This is a genomic window from Desulfurella sp., from assembly GCF_023256235.1.
Classification (GTDB): domain Bacteria; phylum Campylobacterota_A; class Desulfurellia; order Desulfurellales; family Desulfurellaceae; genus Desulfurella.
In genome coordinates, this window is record NZ_JAGDWY010000053.1 from 1 (window position 1) to 1,311 (window position 1,311).

Annotated in this window: 1 protein-coding gene and 1 pseudogene; both read right to left on the reverse strand. The window is 31.4% G+C overall.

Translation table 11 applies throughout. The features are described from left to right. Nucleotides 1-734 (reverse strand): annotated as a pseudogene (locus Q0C22_RS05110) (hypothetical protein); the annotation flags it as partial. A gap of 15 nt (nt 735-749) precedes the next feature. Continuing rightward, on the reverse strand, nt 750-1,121 hold the full coding sequence (locus Q0C22_RS05115; protein ID WP_291492436.1) for a Rid family detoxifying hydrolase: 372 nt from the start codon (nt 1,119-1,121) through the stop codon (nt 750-752). Nucleotides 1,122-1,311 lie beyond the last annotated feature (190 nt).

Consider the following 1,311-nt stretch of genomic DNA (forward strand, 5'->3'; position numbering starts at 1 on the left):
TTGTTGAGATTACCTGTTAGCTCTCCAAATTCATCATTTGAGCTCTTGGGTAGCTCAAGAGTTAAATCACCACCACCTTTGGCAAGGGTGGAGACAAGAGAGTTTATGTGAGAGAGGGGTTTAAAGATTTTATTAAATAATATTTTCCATACAACCAAAACTACCGCAAGCATTATAACCATTGCTATGGCTACTATTAGAATTGTCAGAGCCATTGTATTTTCCATTTTCAGCTTAATATTTTCAAAGTTTTTTCTTTCATTTGAAATAAGCTCTAAAACAAAAGATCTTGCTTTTCTCCACTGAGGCGTTTCTTCTTTTACAAGCAAATTATATGCTTGTTTTTGATTTATTCTTGATAAAGACTGAACCTTTAGTTGCAGTATATCATCTTTTTTAAGCAACTCTTTTAGTTTTTCAAGTTGGGATTTTTGTCTAAAATCTGCAACACCAAAACACTGATCAAAAGATTTATCCATGGAAATTGAAGCATTTTTGTAATTTTGCATAGCTTTTGTATCGCTTGGGTTTAGAAGAATATTCCTTGTTGCCTGACCTTTTTGTAAACCTTGGGCATAAATATTATCAATATTATTTAAATAAACAATCTGCTTATCTAAGCTGTGGATAGTATTTTTTAAATTTAAACCTGCCATTATCACAATTGCAAAAAACACTAAAGCGCTAAAAAAATAAAAACCGTTTGAAAAGTTCAGTAGCTTTTTAATGCTCATACACATTTCACCTTTTTATACTTGGGCTATTGCTTCTATCTCAACTAAAGCATCCTTTGGCAAAGCTGCTACACAAATAGCTGATCTAGCTGGAGGCTCTTTTGTAAAAAATTCAGAATAAACTTCGTTTATTACAGAAAAATCATCTTTTTGAGTGAAAAATATTGTAATTTTAACAACTTTTTCTAAATTAGAACCAGCAGAGTACAAAATAGATTTTAAATTATTTAAAACCTGCCTTGTTTGCTCTTTTGTATTTGATAACAAATTACCCCTACTATCAATACCAAGTTGACCAGAAACAAAGATAAATCCATCTGCTTTTATAGCTTGAGAATAAGGTCCAATTGGTTTTGGTGCATTTTCAGAAAAAATAATTTCTTTCATTTTAACCTCCGGTTTTACTATAAAAAAGTATATTAAATTTAAGTTTTATTGTCAACAAAAGGGCTTAAAATGTTATTTTAAGCCCTTTGCAGGAGGGTTATTGTGCTATTATTGGTATGTCATTTTCGCGAGAGATTTCTGCCATAGAGCCATCATAATCACTAATAAGCTTTGTATCGAGCGTTGCCTG

Bases quoted from the DNA above. Each gene is read 5' to 3' on its own strand.
- Q0C22_RS05115 (WP_291492436.1), bottom strand. From the start codon at position 1,121: ATGAAAGAAATTATTTTTTCTGAAAATGCACCAAAACCAATTGGACCT.